This is a genomic window from Bradyrhizobium sp. NDS-1, assembly GCF_032918005.1.
Lineage (GTDB): Bacteria > Pseudomonadota > Alphaproteobacteria > Rhizobiales > Xanthobacteraceae > Bradyrhizobium > Bradyrhizobium tunisiense.
The window spans coordinates 5,983,115-5,998,157 of record NZ_CP136628.1 but is presented as its reverse complement, the minus strand read 5'-3'; the positions used below and the strand labels follow the sequence as shown (position 1 = coordinate 5,998,157).

The following is a 15,043-nucleotide window of genomic DNA, read 5'->3' as shown; positions in this document are numbered from 1 at the left end:
GATCAAGATGCGATGGATGCTTGCCGCGGTGATGTCGCTGTCGTTCATCTGCCCTGCGCTCGCAGGCAATCTCGATGCGAAAGCGGTGAATGACGCTGCGCGTCCGGAAAAACAGCCGGCCGGCGACAAGATCACCGCGCCGGTGACGAAGCTTCAGATTCTGCTCGACCGCGCGCAATTCTCCCCCGGCCAGATCGACGGCAAGCTCGGCGAAAACGCGCAGAAGGCGCTGAAGGCGTTTGCCGAGCAGAACGGTGTCGGCTTCGACAAAACCATCGCCCCTGAACTCTGGGACAAGCTGAACGCAGCGAGCGAAGGTGCTGTTCTCGTCGACTACAAGATCACCGACGCAGATATGAAGGGACCGTTTCTCAAGAAGCTGCCGGCCAAGCTCGATGACATGAAGTCGCTGGAGGCGCTGAGCTACACCACTCCGCTCGAAGGGCTCGCGGAAAAATTCCACATGAGCGAAGAGCTGTTGAAGGCACTCAATCCCGGGAAGGCCTTCGACAAAGCCGGCGAGACGGTCGTCGTGGCCAATGTGCCGACGCGGAGAGAGATCCCGCGCATCGCACGGATCGAGATCGACAAGGCAAGCGAAACGCTCAAGGCGTTCGACGAGACCGGTCGCCTGAGCGCGTTTTATCCGGCGTCAATCGGCAGTCCGGATCGCCCGACGCCGACAGGAACGCTGAAGGTCACCTCGAGCCATGAGCAGCCGACCTATCGCTACAATCCGGAATACAGGTTCAAGAGCGTGAAATCCAGGAAGCCCTTCAACATCAAGCCGGGGCCAAACAACCCGGTGGGCGCATATTGGATCGGTCTGTCGGCGCAGGGCTACGGCATTCATGGAACCGCGGAGCCGGACAGGGTCAGCAAGTCGGCGTCCCACGGCTGCGTCCGGCTGACCAATTGGGACGCGCGCGTGCTCGGCGAGAACGTCAAGCGCGGCACACCCGTCGTCTTCCTCGATGCGCCGACGGAAGCGTCCTCGAAGCAGCAGGGCAAGGCGGCCGGCAAGCGCGCCGCCAATACGCGTTAGAGAATTCGTTCAAATCAGCCGGCAACGAAGGCGAGCAGGGTGCCGTTGGCTTTGGCCGGCGGCACGCAGATCGCGGGCCCGCTGCGCACGGCCGCCGAGCCCAGCACCTTCTCCGTCGCGGCGAGATCGCCGCTGACGAGCACCAGCGCCGCGCCGCCGCGCTCGGCGAGGCCGGCGAGCGGTACGCCGGGATAGCGCTTTCCGAGTTGCTCCAGCGTGAGATAGACAAAGTCGGCGCGGTCGCCGCCGGAGGGAACGGTCACGGCGCCGTCGGTCTCGGCCTTCGGCTCGCGGTCAATCAGCCGTCCGAGATGCGCGGCTTCCTGCGCCGGCTCGGGCGTTGCGATCAGAATCTGCTTGATCCGCTTCGCCGCGTTGGCGTGCTTCATCAACTCCGGAATCCACACCGTCTCGCGCGTCTTGTGCTGGCACGCGAAAATGCGCACGCCGCCGGGCGCTTCCGCGGTCGGCCACATGAAGGTGCGGAACTTTGCCGCCGAGACCGTGCCATCAGGCAGCGTCACCGGCCGCTCGAAATCGGTCGGACCGATCGGCGTCAGGCCACGCGCGCGGATCTCCTCCGCGCCTGCGGCTGAATCGACGGCGGTGAAGGCAATGCGCTCGATGCCTTCGCCGCGCTTGTCCAGGAACGCGCGCGCCGGCGCGTTGTGCTCGGTCGCAGCGAGCACGCCGAGCAGCTCCATATAGTCGGGGTCGAACATGATGGTGTAGTTGCCGGTGCCCATATGGGCGCTGTGGGTGCCGCGCGGGGAGACGGTGAAACCGAGCCGCCGGTAGTTCTCGGCGGCCGCGTCGAGGTCCTGCACCATGACCACGGCGTGGTCGATCCCGATGACGTTGTTGAGGGCCACTGTTCTTTCCCCGAGAATGCAAACTGACTTCAGGCCGCGCCGGCGACCGCAAGGTCTTGTCTACGCCGGATAAGCGGTCAAGTCATTTTCTAATCGACGGGCGATATGGAATTTCATTCCGCGAAATGCAGCATCGACGCGCGGGGTGGCGTCAGCGCGCCTGCTCGATGTAGGCGGCAAGGATCGCGCGCTCCTCGCTGGTCATCTCGGTGATGTTGCCCGGCGGCATCGCGCTGGACCAGGCCGCGACACGCCCGATCAGGCGGATATTGCGATGGATGTGCTCGGGCGCATCGAGCAAAATGCCTTTCGGCGCGGTCACGATGCCGGCCCAGACCGGCTCGGTCGCGTGGCACATGCTGCAACGGGACATCACGATCTCCTCGGCATTGGCGAGCGTCGGCTGAGACGACAGCGCGCCTGTCTTCACCTCGCGCGGGCCGGCCGCGGAGAGGAAGAGGATCGCAAGCACGCCGATTGCCGCGACACCCCACACCCACCACGGCGATTTGCGTCCGGCATGGCGCTCGTTGAAGAAATGGCGGATCACGGGGCCGAGGGCCAGGATGATCGCGACGATGATCCAGTTGAAGCGCGTGGCGTAGAGCAGGGGATAGTGGTTGCTGATCATCAACACGACGACCGGCAGGGTCAGATAGTTGTTGTGGACCGAACGCTCCTTGCTGGCCTTGCCCAGCTTTGGATCGGGTGCTTGCCCCGCGATCAGGCTGGCCACGATCTTCTTCTGGTTCGGGATGATCAGCGCGAAGACGTTGGCGACCATGATCGTGCCGATGATCGCGCCGATCTGGTTGAAGGCGCCGCGGCCGCTCAGCACATGGGTGAAGGCGTAGGTCAGCACGACCAGGAACAGATAGCCACCGACCGCAAAGGGCAGCTCGCGCTGCGCAAGTCCGCTGCGGCATGCGGCTTCATAAAGCAGCCAGGCGAGAGCGAGGCTGCAAAAGCTGAACAGGCCGGCCTGGAATGGCGTGAGGTCGAGGATCGACTTGTCGACCAGGAACAGATCGGCCTCGAGATAATAGACCACCACCATCAACGCGAATCCGGACAGCCAGGTGGTGTAGGCCTCCCATTTGAACCAGGTCAGCTCGTCCGGCATTTGGCTCGGCGCCACCAGATATTTCATGATCCGGTAGAAGCCGCCGCCATGGACCTGCAAGGCCTCGCCCTGCACGCCGTCAGGCAGCCCAGCCTTCGGCTTGAGGCTGAGATCGAGGGCTATGAAATAAAAGGAACTTCCGATCCAGGCGATTGCGGCGACCACGTGCAGCCAGCGGAGCAGCAGGCTCGCCCATTCCGATATGATGGATCCCCACATGATCTTCCCATCAGTCGCGACAGCGATGCCGCAGCTTTGATGACCGCGGCCCCTGCTCTTACAATGTGTCGCACCTATCCGCGGCGTTTTCCAGTACGATGAGTGCATCTGATGCACATCGTGCGGGCATCGGTTGACCTGGTATGCGGCAGGGCTTCGACCTGCCGCGATCGGGTCGATGTCGAGATCGCAGGCCGGGAGGACAAGGTGAAGAGCAGAATTGTATCCGCAGCAATATCCGCGGGGCTGCTGGCTGCGACTGCCGCGCAGGCCGAGCCGGTGTTGCAGGGCAAGGACGCCTATGGCGATTGGCGCGCCGACAAGCCCGGTACGGTCAGGCTGATCCGGCCCCAGGATCTGGTCAGGCCCGGTGCGACGCGGTCGGTGGCGAGCTCATCGCGCGTGGTGCCACGTCCGTCAGAGGCGGAGCTTCAGGTGCCGGCGGGATTCAAGATCGAACTGTTCGCCGAAGGCCTGCGCGCGCCGCGCATCATTCGCGTCGCGCCGAACGGCGATGTATTCGTCGCGGAGACGCGGGCCGGCAGCGTCCGCGTCCTGCGCGCGGGCGAGGGCGGCAAGGTCGCGACCAGCGAGGTGTTTGCAGCCGGATTGAGGCAGCCATTCGGCATCGCCTTCTTTCCGAACGGCGACAATCCGCAATGGGTCTATGTCGCCAATACCGATAGCGTCGTTCGCTTTCCCTATCAGGCCGGCGATCTCAAGGCGCGCGGCAAGGCGGAGACGATCGTGGCGAGCCTGCCGCATGATGGCGGCCATTCCACCCGCGACATCGTCTTCACGCCCGACAACAAGCGCATGCTGGTGTCGGTCGGCTCGCTCAGCAACGTCGCCGAAGGCATGGGCACGCCGCCGGGGGGACTGGAGGCCTGGTCGAAAGCCCAACCGCTTGGCGCGACATGGGCGAGCGAGACCGAGCGCGCCGCCGTGCTGGCCTTCAATCCAGACGGCAAGGAGCGCAAGATCTACGCCACCGGGATCCGCAATTGCGTCGGCCTCGCGATCCAGCCGCAGACCGGCCTGCCCTGGTGCTCGAACAACGAACGCGACGGCCTCGGCGACGACCTCGTGCCCGACTACGTGACCAGCGTGAAGGAGGGCGCCTTCTACGGCTGGCCGTGGTTCTATATCGGCAACAATGAAGACCCGCGCCACGCCGGAGCGCGGCCGGACCTCAAGGACAAAGTGACGGTGCCGGACGTGCTGATCCAGCCGCATTCGGCGTCGCTCGGCATGACGTTCTATCAAGGGACGCAGTTTCCGTCCGAGTATCAGGGCGACGCCTTCGCCGCCGAGCACGGCTCCTGGAACCGGTCGAAGCGCACCGGCTACAAGGTGATCCGCATCAGGATGAAGGATGGCAAGCCGACGGGCGAGTACGAGGATTTCGTTACGGGGTTCGTCGTGAGCGACACAGAAGTTTGGGGAAGGCCGGTGGGAGTGGCGGTCGCGAAAGACGGATCCCTGCTGGTGTCGGAGGACGGCAACGGCACGATCTGGCGCGTGACGAGCGTGCCACGATGACGCTTCACGGGTATCTGCGTGTCACAAGTTCGGACGTCGTTGGGTGAGCAAAGCGCCAGCGTGCCAACCATCTACGCGTCGCCTCGCGCCTTCAGCGATAGCCGCGTCGCGGGCGTGCGCGGGATCGACAACACCGTCATTGCGAGTGCAGCGGCTTGTCGGCGGAGCTTCGAAGAGGACAAATATGAAGTCGTCCAGGAGTTCAGGGTCGGCAACGGCACGTCGCTGGCTCGCCGCGCCACAACAAGCCCGGTGTCGTATGAACCCACGTCGCGCCATCCGATCGTGCGCTTGTGAAAACCTGTGAAGCTCGCTTCGTGCGCGCACGTGGACAATCGCTGTCAAATATTGTAATGCGCTCCTGCAACAGCGGGACACTGTGGCCTGCGCGCGGACTTCCACAGAAGGGCTAATCCGATGACCCAGGCAGGCGCCTACGGAGAGAAGCTCGGGCAATTCCTGCGTTTGAAGGAAGCGCCGCCCTCCCTGGTCACGCGCTCGCTGCGCAGCGCCGAGCTTGCGGTCACCGAAACGCGGAATGATCGTCCGCTGACGGGTCTGTCGGGCTCGCTCACCACGGAAGACGCGTTTCTCGTCAGCCTGAAGCTTCGCGATTACCCGGATTGCGAGCTCTGGCAGCGCGGCAAATTCCTCATGAAGGCAGACGTTCGCGCCGGCGCGACCTACCTCTACGACCTCAAGCTCGATCCGCGCTATGTGATCGACAAGCCGTTCCATTCGCTTTTCTTCTACCTTCCACGCTCGGCCCTCGATGGCGTCGCCGAGCAATGCGGTGCGAAACGTATCGATCAGCTCGACTGTCGAATTGGCGTCGGCCACGACGACGAGGTCATCCGTCACATCGGAGCGGCACTGCAGCACGGGCTGCGCCGGCCGCACGAAGCCAATCAGCTTTTCATCGATCACATGATGCTCGGCCTGACCACGCATGTTGCCCAGACTTATGGTGGACTTCAGCGCAGGACGGAGCCGGCCCGCGGGGGGCTCGCGTCGTGGCAAGCCAGGCGCGCCTGCGAGGTTCTCGGGGCGGATCTCGGCGGCAAGCTCTCGTTGCAGAAGATCGCGGCCGAGCTCGACCTTTCGGTCAGCCATTTTTCCCGCGCATTTCGAATTTCCGTCGGTTTGCCGCCGCACCAATGGCTGCTTCATCAGCGGGTGAAGGCCGCCCAGCAGTTGATGAGCGTTCGCAGCCTGCCTCTCTCGGAGATCGCGATCTCCGCCGGATTTGCCAACCAGAGTCACTTCACGCGGGTGTTTTCCTCAATTGTCGGCGTCAGCCCGGCGGTGTGGCGCCGACAGATGCCCGGCACCTCCGGCACAAACGGGTGAACCCCCGGTGATGCGGGACGCCTGCCCGCAGCATCCGCTCCGGATCGCGCAATCGGTTGTCGTCATGTCAGCCGCCGAGGATTCGCAGGCAGGCGTCGACGAAGACCTCTGCACCGGTGACGATATCGGCGTCGGCGGTGTTTTCAGTCCAGTGATGACTGATGCCGCCGATCGACGGCACGAACAGCATGCCGGCGGGCATGACCGTTGCCAGCATCTGCGCATCGTGACCGGCGCCACTGGGCATGCGAATGGATCGCCCACCGGCGAGCGCCTTGCTCGCGGCTTCGATCGCATCCTGGAAGCGGGCGTTCATCATGGCGGGCGCGCCGGTGCGCAGCTTCGTCACGGCGACGGTGCAGGGACCGCTCGCACTGGCCTCGTCCGCCATAGTCCGGAGCAACTGCTCGAGCCGGGCGATGACGGCTGGATCGTCATCGCGGATCTGGAACAGCATTTCGGCTCCGCCCGGAATGATGCTCGGTGCGCCCGGATCGAGCGTGATGCGGCCGGTTGTCCAAACCGTGCGTGGGCCGCAGGCGGCCGGAAAACGCTCGTCGAGCGCGACGCAGAATTTTGCCAGCGCCAGGCCTGCATCCCTGCGCACGGCCATCCGCGTGGTGCCCGCGTGATTCTGCTCGCCGGTGAAATTGATCTGGTATTGCCAGATGCCGACGATGGAGGTCACGACCCCGACCGCGAGCCTGCCGCTTTCGAGCGTGTCGCCCTGCTCGATATGCGCCTCGAGATATCCGACGTGGCGGCCCGGCTCGACGCCGACGCGCGGGCGGTTGGCGAGCCCCATATCGGCGAGCGCGTCGCGCATGGTGCGGCCGCTGGTGCGGTCGCGTGCGGCGTCGATGTCGGCTTCCGTCACTTGCCCGACATAGGAGCGCGAGCCGAGGAAATGGCCGAAATGTCCTTCCTCGTCGCACCAGGCGGCGACTTCGACCGCGCCCTTGACGGAAGGATCGGCATTGAGCACGCGGGCAGCCTCGAGCGCGTAGACGACGCCGAGCGGGCCATCGAGCCATCCGGCATAGTTCTGGCTTTCCAGGTGCGAGCCGGCCAGCAGCTTGGGCCCGGGCTTGGCGCTGGTGCCGAAGACGTTGCCGATTCCGTCGATCGAAGCGGAGAGACGCGCCGCGGGCAGCTCGCGCATCAGCCATTCGAGCGAAAGCTTGTGCGGCTCGGAGAAGGTCGGCTTGTGCACACCGGTTTTGTAAGCGCCGATGGCACGGAGCGCATTGAGATCGGCGAGAACGCGCTGACCATTGGCGCGCGGATTTGTGTCAGGCATGTCCGGCAACCTTGAGCGCCTCGGTGCGGATCTCCTCGACCAGCCGCTCCTTGAGCTGGACGAACTCCGGCGTCGTCTTGATCTTGTAGGAGCGCGGATGCGGCAGCTCCACATTGATCTCGGCCTTGATCCGGCCGGGGCGTGCAGTCATGACGATGACGCGGCTGCCGAGGAAGATCGCTTCCTCGATGTCGTGGGTCACGAACAGCACGGTCTTCTGGTCGCGCTCCCAGATCCCGAGCAGCATCTCCTGCATCAGGGCGCGGGTCTGGTTGTCGAGCGCACCGAACGGCTCGTCGAGCAGCAGGATCTTGGGATCGTTGGCGAGCGCGCGGGCAATCGCCGTACGCTGCTGCATGCCGCCGGAGAGTTGCTTGGGCCAATGGTTCTCGAAGCCGGACAATCCGACCTGACGGATGAGGGTGTCGGCGACCTTGTTGCGCTCCGCCTCGGCCCCACCGCGCTCGCGCAGGCCGAAGGCGATGTTCTCGCGCACGCTGAGCCAGGGAAACAGCGTGTAGGACTGGAAAACCATGCCGCGATCGGCTCCCGGCCCGGTGACTTCGCGCCCATCGAGCGTGACGCGACCGCCGGTCGGACGATCGAGGCCGGCGACGATGCGGAGCAGCGTGGACTTGCCGCAGCCGGAAGGGCCGAGGATGGTGACGAAGTCGTTGTTGCCGATGGTGAGGTCGGTCGGCTCCAGCGCCTTGGTCGGCGCGTTGCCGTGGCGTGCGGGGAATGTGCGCGAGACCTGTTCGATCTTGAGGATCGTCATGCGAGCCTCCACGGAAACAGCCAGGCGTTGAACGCCTTGAACATGAAATCCGAGAGGAGGCCGATCAGGCCGATCACGATGATGCCGAAGATGATCTGGCCGGTGTTGAGCAGCGCCTGACTGTCGGTGATCATGTGGCCGATGCCCGAGGACGAGCCGATCAGTTCGGCGACGATGACGTAGGTCCAGGCCCAGCCCAGCACCAGCCGCAGGATTTCCGCGATCTCGGGGGCGGAGGAGGGCAGCAGTACGCGGCGGATGATACCGCGGTCGCTGGCCCCGAGCGTATAGGCCGCCTCGACCAGATCGCGCCGGGTGGCGCCCACCGTGACTGCGACCATCAGGATGACCTGGAACACCGAGCCGATGAAGATGACGAGCAGCTTCTGCAATTCACCGATACCGGCCCACAGGATCAGGAGCGGGATGAAGGCGGAGGCGGGCAGATAGCGCGCGAAGGAGACGAACGGTTCGAGGAAGGCTTCGACCGGCTTGTAGGCGCCCATCAGCACGCCGAGCGGGACCGCGATGATGGCCGCGAGCGCGAAGCCTCCGACGACGCGCCAGATCGTCATGCCAATGTCGTAGGCGAATCCCTGTTTGGCCAAGAGGTCATAACCCTCCTGCACCATGGTCAAGGGGTTTGCGAGAAAGGTCTTCGACACATGGCCGCCGAGCGTCGCCCACGACCAGAGGGCAACGAAAAGAACGAAGAACGCGAGGCCGTAGGCCACGCGCTGCTTCGATGTAACAGGGTCCAGGGGACGCATCAAACTGTCTATCCGGGCGCTGAACAGATTTGCCGGCCCTGCCGCGAGACGGGGCCGGCGGCTCTCGAGGGGTTTACTTGATGTAGCTCGCGTCGAAGAGGTCCTCGACCTTCGGCGCGGCCTTGATGATGCCGATTTCGAGCAGCAGGTCGGCCGCCTCCTTGTTGAACGTCAGGAAGTCGCCGGCAAAGAACTTCTGGTTCGCGGCCTTGTCCTGCCAGCGCAGATATTTCGCCGAGTTGCCGAACTGCTCGCCGGTCTGCTTCACGTCGGCGCCCATGATCTCGTAAGCCTTGGCCTGGTCCTTGGCGATCATCTCGAGCGCCTCGAAGTAGCTGTCGGCGAGCGCCTTGGCGGCCTTGGGATTGTCGGTGAGGAACTTCGGCGTGCAGCCGAAGGTGTCCATGACCATTGGATAGTCCAGCGTGGTGGCGATGATCTTGCCCTTGTCGGGCGCGGCGCGCACCGTCGAAAGATACGGCTCATAGGTCATCGCTGCATCGTTCTGGCCGGAGACGAAGGCCTGTGCAGCGGCAGCCGGCTCGAGGTTGACGACAGTGACGTCCTTCACCGAAAGGCCGTTCTTCTTCAGCATCCAGGCCAGCGCGAAATAGGGCGAGGTGCCGGGCGCGGAGGCCGCGACGGTCTTGCCCTTCAGGTCCTTGATCGCGCTGACGTCGTTGCGCACGGCCATGCCGTCGGCGCCGAAGCTCTTGTCGAGCTGGAAGATCTGCTTGGTCGCAACGCCATTGGCGTTCCAGGAGATCCAGGTCTCGACCGTGGTTGCCGCGCACTGGATATCGCCGGAGGCGATGGCGAGATGGCGGTCTTTCTGCGGGATTTTCTTGATCGTGACGTCGAGGCCGTTCTTCTTGAAGATGCCGGCCTCCTTCGCCAGCGTCAGCGGCGCAAAGCCGGTCCATCCGGAGATGCCGACGCCGACCTTGACGTCGTCGGCGAGCACGGGAGTGGAGGCCGCCAGAGCAATGATTGTCGCAAATATCGTCGAATTACGCATGATTGTCGTCCTCTTGCCGATCGATGGATTGACGTCCTGTTGGTCTCTTCATGAAGCGTTGCACGATTTGTGCCGACATTCCCTCTCAGCCTCCCTTGAATCGCGCGACAAGGCGGTGAGAGTCACCGGGATAGAGCAGGCGCACCGCGGTGATCGTGCGCGCGCTACGCCAGGTGTAACGGTCGATCACGAGACAGGGGGCGCCGACTGCGATCGCGAGCGCGTCCGCCGTGTGGTCATCCGCAACGATGGCGCTAATCGTGTGCTCGGCTTCGGTCCATGGAACATGGTGAAGCAGCCACGAGCCGGGCGGCTCGCGCGAGAAATCGGCGGTCGCGGCATCCGGCACGGATGCAAGGTCGATCAGCCTGTCTTCGACGGCAAACGGCACGCTGTCAGCGCTGTGCCGGCAGGTGATCGAGACCACCTTGCCGGCCTTCTTCACGCCGAGGCGATCGCGGTCGGCGGTAGTCGCGGTGCGCAGCTTGCGATGAATCAGCTCATAGCCGTATGCGCGCCCCAGCGCGGTGATCTCGGCGCGGATGTCGGCGATCTTGAGCACCGCCGACTGATGCTGCGGCCGGCGCACGAAGGAGCCGGCACGCCGCCGCCGCTCGATCAAATCGGCTTGCGCGAGCTCCGACAGCGCCTTGTTCACCGTCATGCGCGAGCAGCCGTAACGTGCCACCAGCTCGTGCTCGAACGGGATGCGATGTCCGGGCGGCCATTCGCCGGTCAGGATGCGTTTCTCGATGTCGGCACGTATGCGCTTGTAGAGCGTCGGCTTGTCGGCGGTATCGGTCGCGAGGCTCATGCGACGAGCCTCCGCACTGTCGCGTTGAAGCGTTCGCGTGCGGCCTGGCGCAATCTGTGCCGGCCGCCTTCCACGACCTTGCGGCCGCCGGCCCAGACGCAATCGATCGCGCCAGTCCCTGCGGCAAAGACCCAGCCGTCGATCGCCGCGTCGCCGGCGCGCCCCGCCAGCGAAGGATGCGTCGTGTCGAGGGTGACGATGTCGGCGCGCGCGCCGGCTGCGAGGCCGACTGTCGGCTGCGCCAGCGCCTGCGCGCCGCCCGCAAGAGCGTGGTCGAACAACGTGCGTCCCGTCGAGCGACCTGCACCGGCGGAGAGCACGTTGCGCGCGCGGTGCTTCAGCCGCTGGCCGTATTCGAGCTGGCGCAATTCGTCGGTGACGCCGACCAGCACGTTCGAATCTGTGCCGATACCGAACGCGCCGCCGGCATCGAGGAATTCGCGCGCGGGAAAGATGCCGTCGCCAAGGCTCGCCTCGGTGATGGGGCAGAGGCCGGCGACAGCGCCGGTCCGTGCGAAAGCGGCGACTTCCTCGTCCGTCGTATGAGTTGCGTGAATGAGGCACCAGCGCCGATCGACGGGCGCGTGCGCCAGCAGCCATTGCACCGGGCGGCGACCCGACCAGGCCAGGCAATCCTCGACTTCCCGGACCTGCTCGGCGGCGTGGATATGCACCGGCCCGCCGTCGGCCAGTGGAATGATCGCCGCAAGCTCGTCCGGCGTGACCGCACGCAGGCTGTGCGGTGCGATGCCGATATTGGCGCCCGGCAATGCGCTGATCGCCTTGCGCGATGCTGATATCAATGTCGCGAACTGATCGACCGAGCAAATGAACCGGCGCTGGCCAGCATGCGGCGCCGCGCCGCCGAACGAGCCGTGCGCATAGAAACTCGGCAGCAGCGTCAGAGCAATGCCGGAGGCCTCGGCAGCTTGCGCAATCCGCGCAGCCATCTCGGCAATATCGGCATAGAGAGAGCCGTCGCGGTCGTGGTGTAGATAGTGGAATTCGCCGACGCGGGTGAAACCCTGCTCCAGCATCTCGACGTAAAGCAGCGTCGCGACAGAGGCGACGTCATCAGGCGTCATGGCGAGGGCGAAGCGATACATCGTCTCGCGCCAGGTCCAGAACGTGTCGGTGCTGTCACCGCGCAGCTCCGCGAGCCCGGCCATGCCGCGCTGGAAGGCGTGGCTGTGCAGGCTCGCCAGCCCCGGTAGCGCGATGGCGTGGCGCTCATCACCGGCAGCCGGCGTCACGCCCGGCGTCACCTCCGCGATCGCGCCGGCGGTGATCACCACCCGCACGTCATTGGCCCAGCCCGAGGGCAGGAGCGCGGAAGCGAAATGCAGTCGGGTCATGATTACACGCCGGCTGGACAGAACCGCCCCACGATTATATGTCTAGACATATAAGTCAAGCATCCCACGTGAAGGGACCGTTGCATGGCAGAGCGCTTCGACAGGATCTGGCACAATGCCCGGCTCGCTACGATGCGGGCGGACCGTCCCGATCTCGGCGAGATCGAGCGTGGCGTGATCGCAGCGCGCGGCGGCCGCATCGTTTACGCCGGTGCAGAAGCAGATTTCCCGGCGGATGCGGACGCCGTCGAGCGGATCGATTGCCAGGGGCGCTGGATCACGCCGGGGCTCGTCGACTGCCACACCCATCTGGTCTACGGCGGCAACCGCGCCCACGAATTCGAGCTGCGCTTGAAGGGTGCAAGCTACGAGGAGATCGCGCGCGCCGGCGGCGGCATCGTCTCGACGGTCGCCGCCACGCGCAAGGCGAGTGAGGCCGAGCTCGTTGCAAGCGCGTTGCCGCGGCTTGATGCGCTGATCGGCGAGGGCGCCACCACCGTCGAGGTCAAATCCGGCTATGGCCTCGATACCGCAACCGAAATGCGCCAGCTCGCCGCGGCGCGCAGCATCAGTCGTCAACGGCCGGTTGCGATTCGCACTTCCTTCCTCGGCGCGCACGCGCTGCCGGTGGAAGCCGACGGCGACAAGGATCGTTACATCGATCTCGTCTGCAAGGAGATGCTGCCGGCTGTTGCAAAGGCTGGCCTTGCAGATGCCGTCGACGCCTTCATGGAGGGCATCGCGTTCTCCGCCGAGCAGACGGCGCGGGTGTTCGAGGCGGCGGCGGGACTCGGCCTGCCGGTCAAGCTTCATGCCGACCAGCTCTCGAACCTCGGCGGCGCTGCGCTCGCTGCGAAATTCTCAGCGTTGTCCGCCGATCACCTCGAGCACACCGACGAGGCCGGCGCCGCCGCGATGGCAAAGGCCGGAACGGTCGCCGTGCTGCTGCCCGGCGCATTCTACTTCATCCGCGAGACGCAAAAGCCGCCCGTCGAGATCTTTCGCCGGCACGGCGTCCACATGGCGCTCGCGACCGACTGCAATCCCGGCAGCTCGCCACTGACCTCGTTGCTGCTCACCATGAACATGGCCGCGACGCTGTTCCGGATGAACGTGGCCGAGTGCCTTGCGGGTGTCACCCGTGAAGGCGCGCGGGCGCTCGGCGTGCTCGATGAAACCGGGACGCTGGAAGCCGGCAAATGGTGCGATCTCGCGATCTGGGATATCGAGCGGCCTGCTGAACTCGTCTACCGCATCGGATTCAATCCGCTGCATCGCAGAGTTTGGAGGGGGCAGTGACGGAGCAGGGGGCAGCGATCGTCGTCACGCCGGGAACGGTCAGCCTCGACGATCTCACGCGCGTGCTTGCAGGCGCGCCTGTTGTGCTAGATCCCTCGTTCTGGCCGCGCGTGGAAGCGGCTGCGGAGATTGTCGCGAAGGCCGCGCGAGCCGAAGCCCCCGTCTACGGCATCAACACGGGCTTCGGGAAGCTGGCGTCGAAGCGCATTCCACCCGACCAGACCGAGCTGCTCCAGCGCAATCTGATCGTGTCGCATTGCTGCGGCGTCGGTCCCGCAACACCCGAGCCGATCGTTCGCCTGATGATGGCGCTGAAGATCGTCTCGCTCGGGCGCGGCGCCTCCGGCGTGCGCCGCGAGGTGATCGAGCAGTTGCAGGCCATGCTGGCGCGGGGCGTCTTTCCTCTGGTGCCGCAGCAGGGTTCTGTCGGCGCCTCCGGCGATCTTGCCCCGCTGGCACATATGACTGCCGTGATGATCGGTGAGGGGCAGGCGATCGTTGATGGCAAGACCGTGTCCGGCAGCGAGGCGCTCGCCGCCGCCGGCCTTGCGCCGTTGACGCTCGGCCCCAAGGAAGGCCTCGCGCTGATCAACGGCACGCAGTTCTCGACGGCCTACGCGATATCAGGCGTGCTGCGTGCATTCCGCCTGGCGCGAGCCGGACTCGTGACCGGCGCATTGTCGGTGGATGCGGCGATGGCCTCGACCGCGCCGTTCCGCCCCGAGATCCAGGCGCTGCGCGGCCATGCCGGGCAGATCGCCGCGGCGGCGACGCTGATGGCGCTGCTGGATGGCAGTGACATCCGCCTGTCGCATCTCGAAGGCGACGAGCGCGTGCAGGATCCGTATTGCCTGCGCTGCCAGCCGCAGGTCGCAGGCGCGGCGCTCGACCTGATCACGCAGGCCGCGCGAACGCTGTTCGTCGAGGCCAACGCCGTCACCGACAATCCGCTGGTGCTGGTCGAGAGCGGCGAGATCGTCTCCGGCGGCAATTTCCACGCCGAGCCGGTGGCCTTTGCCGCCGACGCGATCGCGCTTGCCCTGTCCGAGATCGGCGCGATCAGCGAGCGGCGCATCGCAACGCTGGTCGATCCCGCGCTCAATTTCGGCCTGCCGCCGTTCCTCACGCCAGACCCCGGCATCAATTCCGGCTTCATGATCGCCGAGGTGACGGCGGCGGCGCTCTATGCCGAGAACAAGCAGCGCGCTTCTGCCTGTTCGATCGACTCGACCCCGACCAGCGCCAATCAGGAAGATCACGTCTCGATGGCGGCGCATGCCGCGCGGCGCCTGTCCGACATGGCCGACAATCTCGCCGCCATCCTCGGCATCGAGCTGCTGGTCGCCGCGCAAGGCATCACGCTGCGCGCGCCGCATGCGACCAGCGTGCCGCTCATTGCCGTCATCGCCGCGCTGCGCGAGCAGGTGCCCGCGCTCGGCGCTGATCGCTACATGGCCGGCGATCTCGCCAAGGCCGCCGCGCTGGTCGAGGCCGATGCACTTCCGGCCGCGGCGATCGCGGCACTTTCATCAGATCCGTTTCCGAGACTTGATTAAGA

At 65.3% G+C, this 15,043-nt stretch carries 14 protein-coding genes; 6 read left to right on the top strand and 8 right to left on the bottom strand.

What is annotated here, in order from left to right:
* Positions 1-7: 7 nt before the first annotated feature.
* Positions 8-1,045 carry a L,D-transpeptidase family protein gene (locus RX330_RS27940; RefSeq protein WP_317240609.1) on the top strand — a complete coding sequence of 346 codons (1,038 nt, stop codon included), beginning with the start codon at positions 8-10 and terminating at the stop codon, positions 1,043-1,045.
* Between the two features lie 14 nt (positions 1,046-1,059).
* Here RX330_RS27940 and RX330_RS27935 read toward each other — a convergent pair whose 3' ends face one another.
* Positions 1,060-1,917, bottom strand: a complete 858-nt coding sequence (locus RX330_RS27935) for a VOC family protein (RefSeq protein WP_317240608.1) — start codon at positions 1,915-1,917, stop codon at positions 1,060-1,062.
* Between the two features lie 151 nt (positions 1,918-2,068).
* Positions 2,069-3,259, bottom strand: coding sequence for a urate hydroxylase PuuD (locus tag RX330_RS27930; RefSeq protein ID WP_317240607.1), 1,191 nt, complete (start codon positions 3,257-3,259; stop codon positions 2,069-2,071).
* Positions 3,260-3,466: 207 nt separating this feature from the next.
* Between RX330_RS27930 and RX330_RS27925 the strand changes: the two genes are divergently transcribed.
* The 3 genes from RX330_RS27925 (at position 3,467) to RX330_RS27915 (ending at position 6,151) form a co-directional block, all read left to right on the top strand.
* The gene (locus RX330_RS27925) at positions 3,467-4,801 is read left to right on the top strand and encodes a PQQ-dependent sugar dehydrogenase (RefSeq protein ID WP_317243982.1); all 1,335 of its coding nucleotides are present in this window, start codon (positions 3,467-3,469) and stop codon (positions 4,799-4,801) included.
* Between the two features lie 39 nt (positions 4,802-4,840).
* Entirely contained in the window at positions 4,841-5,098 is a 258-nt protein-coding gene (locus tag RX330_RS27920; protein ID WP_317240606.1) for a hypothetical protein, read from the top strand.
* A 120-nt stretch (positions 5,099-5,218) separates the two neighbouring features.
* Positions 5,219-6,151, top strand: coding sequence for a helix-turn-helix domain-containing protein (locus RX330_RS27915; protein WP_317240605.1), 933 nt, complete (start codon positions 5,219-5,221; stop codon positions 6,149-6,151).
* A gap of 67 nt (positions 6,152-6,218) precedes the next feature.
* Here the strand turns inward: RX330_RS27915 and RX330_RS27910 are convergent, their stop codons facing one another.
* The 6 genes from RX330_RS27910 to RX330_RS27885 form a co-directional block, all read right to left on the bottom strand.
* Positions 6,219-7,451, bottom strand: coding sequence for a Zn-dependent hydrolase (locus RX330_RS27910; RefSeq protein WP_317240604.1), 1,233 nt, complete (start codon positions 7,449-7,451; stop codon positions 6,219-6,221).
* Positions 7,444-8,229, bottom strand: a complete 786-nt coding sequence (locus tag RX330_RS27905; RefSeq protein WP_317240603.1) for an ABC transporter ATP-binding protein — start codon at positions 8,227-8,229, stop codon at positions 7,444-7,446. Before RX330_RS27905 ends, RX330_RS27910 begins: the two co-directional genes overlap by 8 nt.
* Complete coding sequence (locus RX330_RS27900; RefSeq protein WP_317240602.1) at positions 8,226-8,999, bottom strand: ABC transporter permease; 774 nt, start codon at positions 8,997-8,999, stop codon at positions 8,226-8,228. Before RX330_RS27900 ends, RX330_RS27905 begins: the two co-directional genes overlap by 4 nt.
* A gap of 73 nt (positions 9,000-9,072) precedes the next feature.
* The gene (locus RX330_RS27895) at positions 9,073-10,017 is read right to left on the bottom strand and encodes an ABC transporter substrate-binding protein (protein ID WP_212080966.1); all 945 of its coding nucleotides are present in this window, start codon (positions 10,015-10,017) and stop codon (positions 9,073-9,075) included.
* An 85-nt stretch (positions 10,018-10,102) separates the two neighbouring features.
* The gene (gene hutC, locus RX330_RS27890; RefSeq protein ID WP_317240601.1) at positions 10,103-10,831 is read right to left on the bottom strand and encodes a histidine utilization repressor; all 729 of its coding nucleotides are present in this window, start codon (positions 10,829-10,831) and stop codon (positions 10,103-10,105) included.
* On the bottom strand, positions 10,828-12,186 hold the full coding sequence (locus RX330_RS27885) for a formimidoylglutamate deiminase (protein WP_317240600.1): 1,359 nt from the start codon (positions 12,184-12,186) through the stop codon (positions 10,828-10,830). Before RX330_RS27885 ends, hutC begins: the two co-directional genes overlap by 4 nt.
* An 84-nt stretch (positions 12,187-12,270) precedes the next feature.
* On the opposite strand from RX330_RS27885, the gene hutI reads away from it, so the two are divergent.
* Both hutI and hutH read left to right on the top strand, forming a co-directional pair.
* Entirely contained in the window at positions 12,271-13,485 is a 1,215-nt protein-coding gene (gene hutI, locus RX330_RS27880) for an imidazolonepropionase (protein ID WP_317240599.1), read from the top strand.
* Positions 13,482-15,041, top strand: a complete 1,560-nt coding sequence (hutH, locus tag RX330_RS27875) for a histidine ammonia-lyase (RefSeq protein ID WP_317240598.1) — start codon at positions 13,482-13,484, stop codon at positions 15,039-15,041. The genes hutI and hutH overlap by 4 nt, the downstream gene beginning before the upstream one ends.
* The last annotated feature ends 2 nt before the right edge of the window (positions 15,042-15,043 follow it).

Coding starts and splice junctions, on each gene's coding strand:
- RX330_RS27940 (WP_317240609.1), top strand. CDS start 8: ATGCGATGGATGCTTGCCGCGGTGATGTCGCTGTCGTTCATCTGCCCT.
- RX330_RS27930 (WP_317240607.1), bottom strand. CDS start 3,259: ATGTGGGGATCCATCATATCGGAATGGGCGAGCCTGCTGCTCCGCTGG.
- RX330_RS27915 (WP_317240605.1), top strand. CDS start 5,219: ATGACCCAGGCAGGCGCCTACGGAGAGAAGCTCGGGCAATTCCTGCGT.
- RX330_RS27910 (WP_317240604.1), bottom strand. CDS start 7,451: ATGCCTGACACAAATCCGCGCGCCAATGGTCAGCGCGTTCTCGCCGAT.
- RX330_RS27905 (WP_317240603.1), bottom strand. CDS start 8,229: ATGACGATCCTCAAGATCGAACAGGTCTCGCGCACATTCCCCGCACGC.
- RX330_RS27900 (WP_317240602.1), bottom strand. CDS start 8,999: ATGCGTCCCCTGGACCCTGTTACATCGAAGCAGCGCGTGGCCTACGGC.
- RX330_RS27895 (WP_212080966.1), bottom strand. CDS start 10,017: ATGCGTAATTCGACGATATTTGCGACAATCATTGCTCTGGCGGCCTCC.
- hutC (WP_317240601.1), bottom strand. CDS start 10,831: ATGAGCCTCGCGACCGATACCGCCGACAAGCCGACGCTCTACAAGCGC.
- RX330_RS27885 (WP_317240600.1), bottom strand. CDS start 12,186: ATGACCCGACTGCATTTCGCTTCCGCGCTCCTGCCCTCGGGCTGGGCC.
- hutI (WP_317240599.1), top strand. CDS start 12,271: ATGGCAGAGCGCTTCGACAGGATCTGGCACAATGCCCGGCTCGCTACG.